We start from the raw sequence: 7297 nt of genomic DNA, 5'->3' as shown, positions 1-7297 counted from the left end.
GATGTCTCAGGACATGGGTGACGGTTCTGCCTCAGGACATCGGTGACACTTCATGTCTCAGGACATGGGTGACAGTTCTCTTCCTCTGGAGCCTCGGGACTTGCCGTTGCCGACGTACTTCACGCCGGGTGGTGGCCAGTTGTGCTCGATGATGAGCGTGCCGCGGTCGTTGAAGACCGTGAGCGTGGCGGTCTCGTAGATCAGGAACACGTCTTGCCCGCGCAGAGCGTGGCTGATGTGGAAGTTGACGCTGCGGGCTCTGATCGAGCCGTTGGGGCGGATCGTTGCGACGCGGATCCCGTCGAGCACGCGGCCGTTCCGCGACGGCGCGGGTGGTGCCGGGTCGTCCCGTTTCCGTGGCGGCACCGGCTTCGGGCGGGGCGGTTCAGCCTTCGGTGTCGCGTCCCACGCGGCCTGCGGGGTGATCCGACCGGGCAGTGCCTGGTGCGGGCGCTCCGTGTTGTAGATGTGATCGAATGCGTCGATCTGTGTTTGCAGCTCACGGAGGTTCGCAGCGAAGGGCTGTTTGTCGAGCCAGCGGAACAGCGTCTGATGGAACCTCTCGTTCTTGCCCTGCGTGGTCGGCTTGTAGGGTTTCCCGGTGATCGGCTCAACACCGAGCCGGGTGACGTACTCAACGAGCTGGCCGACGATCCCGCGCCGCGACGGGTTCAACGCCATGCCGTTGTCCGAGAGCAGCCGTTGTGGCACGCCGTGACGTTTGATTGCCTTCTTCACAACGCGGATCGCGTCGCGGGAGGTCTCGCCGGTCGCGGCGTGGGAGGCGACGGCGTAGCGAGAGTGGTCATCGATGAGCTGGAAGATCACGCACTTGCGGCCGCCGGCGATGACATACTCGGTCGCGTCCAGTTGCCAGCACGCGTTCGGCGCCGGATACACGAATCGGCGGTACGCGGCCCGCGGCTTCTTCCGCGGTTCCGCGCGGGCGACCCCGCTGGCGCGGAAGATCCGCGCCAGCGCGGCGATCGACGGCACCGGCGTCATCCCCAGCGCCTGCATCTTGTCGTGCACGCTGATCGGCCCATGATCCAACCCTGACGACTCCAGAGCAGCCCGCACCGCGACTGCCTGCTGCTTCACCTCGTCGGCGATCGTGCTCGGGCTCGACTTCGGCCGGCGAGAACGCGGCTCGAGCGCCGCCGCCTGCCCGTCGACGAGAGCACGTTTCCGGATCGCGTAGAACGTCTTCCGTGAGATCGAGTGCTCCGCGCAGAACGTGGTCACCGCCCCACGCGGCGCGTCTGGTGGCCACTGCGCGATCGCGAGACGGACACGGGGATCGACAGGCTCAACACGACTCATCCCTCACAGATAAGCCCGAGAAGTGTCACCACCAACGACCACCCACGTGTCACCGATGTCCTGATACAGATTCGTCACCGATGTCCTGAGACATGACACTCGCGCAACCCAGGGCAAGCTCGCGCAACCCAGGGCAAGCTCGCGCAACCCAGGGCAAACTCGCGCAACCTAGGGCAAGCTCGCGCGGGGCAGGGCAAACTCGCGCAACCCAGGGCAATCTCGCGCAACCCAGGGCAAGCTCGCGCGGGGCAGGGCAAACTCGCGCAACCCAGGGCAAGCTCGCGCAAACCGGGGCAAGCTCGCGCACGCGGCAAGCGCAAGCGGCAAACCAGCGCAAGCGGCAAACCAGCGCAAGCGGCAAACCAGCGCAAGCGGCAAGCAGCAAGCGCAAGCGCGGGGCGAGACCCGTCGCGCTACCCCCGGACGACGTCGGCCAGCTCGTCGGCGATGCGCTGGGCATCCTCCGGCGACGCCGCTTCGACCATGACCCGCACCATCGGCTCGGTGCCCGACGGGCGCAGCAGCACGCGGCCCGAGTCGCCGAGGGCCTCCGAGGCCAGCGACACCGCGTCGACGACATCGGGGTCGGTTGCGCGCGTGCGCTCCACGCCGCGCACGTTCACGAGCACCTGCGGGAACACCGTCATCACAGATGCCAGCGAAGCGAGCGACCGCCCCGTCCGGGCCATCTCGGCCGCTAGGTGCAACCCGGTCAGCACGCCATCGCCGGTCGTTGCGAAGCGGCTCATGATGACGTGACCGCTCTGCTCGCCGCCGAGGCTGAAGCCGCCCTCGTTCATGCGCTCGAGCACGTATCGGTCGCCGACGGCGGTCGTCTCGACCGTGATCCCGTGCTCTGCCATCGCGCGGTGCAGACCGAGGTTGCTCATGACCGTCGCCACCAGCGTGTCGCCTCGCAGCACGCCGCGCTGCTTCATCGACACCGCGAGGATCGCCATGATCTGGTCGCCGTCGATCACCGCCCCCGACGCGTCGACCGCGAGGCAGCGGTCGGCGTCGCCGTCGTGCGCGATGCCGAGGTCGGCGCCGGTGCGCACGACCTCAGCTGCCAACAGGGAGAGGTGCGTCGACCCGACACCGTCGTTGATGTTGATCCCATCCGGATCGGCACCGATGACGGTCACCTTGGCGCCCGCGTTGCGGAACGTCTCCGGCGACACGCCGGATGCCGCGCCATGCGCGCAGTCGACGACGACGTGCAGTCCGTCGAGGCGATGTGGCAGGGATGCCAGCAGGTGCATGACGTAGCGATCCTCGGCATCCGAAAACCGCGTGACCCGGCCCACGTCGCCGCCGGTGGGCTGCAGCTTCGGCCCTGCCATCGCCTCTTCGATGCGCTGCTCGACGACGTCGGGCAGCTTGACGCCGCCGCGCGCGAAGATCTTGATGCCGTTATCGGGGGCGGGGTTGTGGGATGCCGAGATCATGACGCCGAAGTCGGCGTCGATGTCGCCGATGAGGAACGCCGCCGCGGGCGTCGGCAGCGTACCGGCGTCGAGCACGTCGACGCCCGATGACGCGAGCCCGGCTTCGACCGCGGCAGAGAGGAACTGCCCCGAGATGCGCGGGTCGCGCGCGATGACGGCGGTCAGGCGCTTGCCCGCCGCCTTGCGCGCGGTGGCGATACGCCCCTGGCCCAGGACGACAGCAGTCGCCTGGGCCAGGGTGAGCGCCAGTTCAGCGGTGAGGGTGCCGTTTGCCAGCCCCCGCACACCGTCCGTACCGAACAGCGCCATGAAAGGTGCTTAACGCTTCGAGTACTGAGGAGCCTTGCGGGCCTTCTTGAGACCGGCCTTCTTGCGCTCGATGACGCGGGCGTCACGCGAGAGGAAGCCGGCCTTCTTGAGGGCCGGGCGGTTGTTCTCGGCGTCGATCTCGTTGAGCGCACGGGCGATGCCGAGGCGCAGCGCGCCGGCCTGACCCGAGGGGCCACCGCCCGAGATGCGGACGATCACGTCGTACGCGCCGACGAGGTCGAGCAGCGTGAACGGGTCGGTGATGAGCTGCTGGTGCAGCTTGTTCGGGAAGTAGTCCTCGAACTCGCGGCCGTTGACCGTGATGGTGCCCGAGCCCGGGATCAGGCGCACGCGGGCGATGGCCTGCTTGCGACGACCCACGGCCGAGCCGGGGACGGAGAGCACGGGGCGGGGCGCCGCGACGGCCGGGGCGGCCGAGCTCTCGGTGGTGTAGGACTCGGGGGTCTCTTCGATGGAGTCAGCGATGTTCGCCATTGTCTGTTCCTTGGAGGTCTCGGCGGCGCTTACTGGGCGACCTGGTCGAAGGTGTAAGGGGTGGGCTGCTGGGCAGCGTGCGGGTGCTCAGACCCGACGTAGACCTTCAGCTTCGACAGCTGCTGGCGACCCAGGCTGTTCTTGGGGAGCATGCCGCGGATCGCCTTCTCGACGGCGCGCGTCGGGTGCTTCTCGAGCAGCTCGGCGTACGAGGTCGCCGTGAGGCCGCCCGGGTAACCGGAGTGGCGGTAGGCCATCTTCTTCTGGAGCTTCTGGCCCGTCAGCGCGACCTTGTCGGCGTTGATGACGATCACGAAGTCACCGGTGTCGATGTGGTTCGCGAAGGTGGGCTTGTGCTTGCCGCGGAGGATCGCGGCGGCGTGCGAGGCGAGGCGTCCGAGGACGACGTCAGTCGCGTCGATGACGACCCACTCGCGGGTCACTTCACCGGCCTTGGGGGTGTAGGTGCGCGTCACAGTAGTGCTGCTTTCTTGAATCGAACGGAGAGGTTCGTGAATCCCGCTCCGGGGTGGTTTCGCGCAGCTGACCCCGAGTTAGTCGAGGGGCCGACGGAAACACGCCAGTGGAGGGCTCACGTTCGCGGTGCCGGATCAGCGGAGCCGACACCAAAGAACGAGTCTACGACACATGGATGCCAATGCCAAACATCTCCGCTGCGAAGCCAAGATTTCCGGCGCCTCGATCGAGTTTCATGAGAACCCTCTCATCAAAACCCCAGGTGGGCCCCGGGTCTGAGAGGATTCACACGACGCAAAAGTTGGCGTTAATAGTTGTGCCGGAAAACTTCCTTTTTTGGCGGCCCCGCCATTATGCTGAGGGTGAAACACCAGCCCTCTCGACATTCGCTCCCCGGCTTGTCACTGTGGCGGCTACGGCCCGCAGGAGTAGAGGGTGTGAACCCCCGGCATGCGCGCCCCCCGAACTGCGCCCGGGGGTTCACACGTTCCTGTGCTCATCACAGCCCGGCTGCGAATTCCTTGAGCCAGGGACGCAGTTCCGGGCCGAGGTCTTCGCGGTCGACCCCGAGCTGCAGGATCGCCTTGATGTAGTCGACGCGGTCGCCGGTGTCGTAGCGCCGGCCCGAGAACACGACGCCGTAGACACCCGCACCGGCGGGATCGGCCGCCAGTTCACGCAGCGCGTCGGTCAACTGGATCTCGTTGCCCTTGCCGGGCTGCGTGCGTTCGAGCACCTCGAAGACGGTTGGCGAGAGCACGTAGCGACCGATGACCGCCAGGTTCGACGGGGCATCGTCTCGCGCGGGCTTCTCGACGAGGTCGACGATCCGCACCGACCCGTCCTCTTCTTGGCCGGCGATCGTGGCGACACCGTACATGTGCACGTGCTCGGGGTCGACCTCCATGAGCGCGACGACGGCGGCGCCGGTGCGCTCGTGGACGGCGAGCATCGTCGGCACCAGGGGGTCGCGCTCATCGATGAGGTCGTCCCCCAGCATCACGACGAACGAGTGATCGCCGACGAACGACTTCGCACGGTGCACGGCGTGACCGAGGCCCCGCGGCTCGCCCTGGCGAACGAGGTGGATGTCGGCGAGCTTCGACGAGTGCGCGACCGTGCCGAGCTTGGCGTGGTCGCCCTTCGTGGTGAGGGCCGTCTCGAGCTCGGGTACCGAGTCGAAGTGGTTGGCGATGTTGTTCTTGTTGCGCCCGACGATCATGAGCACGTCGCGGATGCCGGCGGCAACGGCTTCTTCGACGACGTACTGGATGGCAGGCTTGTCGACAACGGGCAGCATCTCCTTCGGCATCGCCTTCGTGGCGGGAAGGAAGCGGGTGCCGAGTCCAGCGGCGGGAATGACAGCCTTGTAGCGCACAGACATGATTCGTCGCGTCTCCGGAGTGGGTCGGGGGGGTGCCGCGCGTCAGCGAGCGACGAAGTGACCCGATTGTAGCGGGTCCGCAAGGCCAACAGATGTCGCCGATTTCACGGAGTCGGCGGTGGGCAACACCACCTCCAGCACGACGTTCGCACCACGCTGAGAGAGGTGTGCCGCACCGGGCAGGGCGGCGATGCCGCGCCCGCCAACGGATGCCGCGTGTGCGAGCACTCCCGGAGATGTGACGCGCACGCGCAGGTTGCCGTCGCTGGTCGTATCGAGTCCGACCTGTACGTGGCGCGCTCCCCCGTGCTTGACGGCGTTGACGAGGCCTTCGTTGACGATGTCGCAGACGTGGTGTTGCGTGACTGCGTCGTCGAGCATGGGGCGCACCTCGCTCGCGAAGTGGGACGCGACGTCGACAACGTCGCGCCAGACGGCGAGCAGCCCCTCGAGGTCGCCTGGCGCGGGCACGGGCCGCAGCCCGATGATCTCGTCGAAGGCGGCGTCGGTTTCGGTGCGGAAGCGGGCGATGTCGGCGGGGGTGGCGCCGGGCTCGTCGACGCGTGCGGCGAAGATGACGCAGCGACCCTGCACGCCTCCGTGCAGCACACCGATCGCTGCCTCGAGTGGTGAGCGCACGGTGCGGGCTCGCTCGGCGAGCGCGAGCGCGTTGCGCGCCAGTGTTGCCGTCGCCCGGGCCTCGGCGCGGGAGGCGCTGCGGTGGGCGTCAATCGTGGCGCTGATGATGATCGCTGCGGCCGGCAGTGCAAGGGAGGGGACGAGCCCCAGAATCCCGAGGCCCGGGATGAGCACGTCACCTGCGACAACCGCCGCCATGCCGGCCAAGGTCCAGACGCCGATGAAGATGAGCCCGCCGGTCGCCCCGGTGATGCGACGCATGCTCGCGCGCAGGATCACTCCCACGAGGGCGTCCAGCGGCAGCATGACGGCGAACATGGCGAGCACCAGCACCGTGCCACCGGCGGCGAAGCCGAATGGGGCGCACATGACGACGTAGATGAGGCCGACGCAGAAGACGGGCGTGGGCGAGAGCCGTTCGAGCAGGGGTTTGTGTGCCGGCGCAATGGATGCCGCGACGACGGGTTGCGTCGAGGGCTCGGTGGCGAGGCTCGTCGTCGCCATGTCGCCCAGCTGGTGGCTGGCGGCACGCACGAGCTCGGCGTAGGCGCGCACGGCTTCGAAGGTGAGCTCGCCGCGCAGCAGCACGTCGCGCTGTGCCCGCAGTCCGCCGACCGTGTGTTCGATCGCGCGCCGCGCGCCTGCCTCGTAGAGCGCGGCGCGGTGTCTCGTGGCATCCATACGGGCAAGCGCGATCGCGAGCCATTGCGTGGTCTGCCGATCTTCGTAGTACTGCGTGGTGGCAACGGCGACGAAGGAGAAGCCCACGAGAGCGATGCCGAGATTGGTGGCGAAGCGCACCGGCCAGGCGCCGATCGTGGTCTCGTCGAAGAGCCACATGCTGAGCGACTGGTTCACCAGAGGGCGTGCTGCCGAGACCGCGACGAGCGCGGCGAGCACGATCGCCGCGCGCGCGCCGTGCGAGTGCAGGCGCCGTTCAAGACCGGCGACGCCGAGGAAAGGGATGGCCAGCAGCACCCAGCCAAGCACCGACACGATGGCGGCATCTGCGTAGGACAGCAGAGTCGTGCCACCGTAGTCGGGCACGACGAGCAGTCCCATGATGATGAACGACACAAGCGCGCTCCACCAGGTGAAGAATCGTCCGCTTCCGAGCGCGTGCCACCACGCGTCGACCACAGTCGACACGTGCGGAAGAACCACCCTGCCCCAGGACACGCTGCCCATTCGTGGACCTCTCGAGTCTCGTCCGAATCTTCGC

The 7297-nt window shown here is 67.7% G+C and carries 5 protein-coding genes and 1 pseudogene; all 6 read right to left on the bottom strand.

The genetic code is table 11. The features are described from left to right. Nucleotides 1–31: 31 nt before the first annotated feature. Nucleotides 32–1245: pseudogene (locus tag BGO46_RS00175) on the bottom strand (DDE-type integrase/transposase/recombinase). A gap of 491 nt (nt 1246–1736) precedes the next feature. Next, nucleotides 1737–3080, bottom strand: coding sequence for a phosphoglucosamine mutase (gene glmM / locus BGO46_RS00170; protein WP_292678892.1), 1344 nt, complete (start codon nt 3078–3080; stop codon nt 1737–1739). Between the two features lie 9 nt (nt 3081–3089). Continuing rightward, nucleotides 3090–3575 carry a 30S ribosomal protein S9 gene (gene rpsI, locus BGO46_RS00165; protein WP_292678895.1) on the bottom strand — a complete coding sequence of 162 codons (486 nt, stop codon included), beginning with the start codon at nt 3573–3575 and terminating at the stop codon, nt 3090–3092. 29 nt (nt 3576–3604) lie between these two features. Continuing rightward, nucleotides 3605–4051, bottom strand: coding sequence for a 50S ribosomal protein L13 (rplM, locus tag BGO46_RS00160; protein ID WP_292678898.1), 447 nt, complete (start codon nt 4049–4051; stop codon nt 3605–3607). Nucleotides 4052–4551: 500 nt separating this feature from the next. Further along, nucleotides 4552–5436, bottom strand: coding sequence for a UTP--glucose-1-phosphate uridylyltransferase GalU (gene galU, locus BGO46_RS00155; RefSeq protein ID WP_292678901.1), 885 nt, complete (start codon nt 5434–5436; stop codon nt 4552–4554). 42 nt (nt 5437–5478) lie between these two features. Beyond that, on the bottom strand, nt 5479–7224 hold the full coding sequence (locus BGO46_RS00150; protein ID WP_292678904.1) for an ATPase: 1746 nt from the start codon (nt 7222–7224) through the stop codon (nt 5479–5481). Nucleotides 7225–7297: the final 73 nt, after the last annotated feature.

It is taken from the genome of Microbacterium sp. 70-16 (assembly GCF_001898315.1).
In the GTDB taxonomy this organism is placed as follows: Bacteria; Actinomycetota; Actinomycetes; order Actinomycetales; family Microbacteriaceae; genus Microbacterium.
Note: the sequence above shows the minus strand (reverse complement) of the source record. Positions and strands in the feature narration are given on the sequence as shown.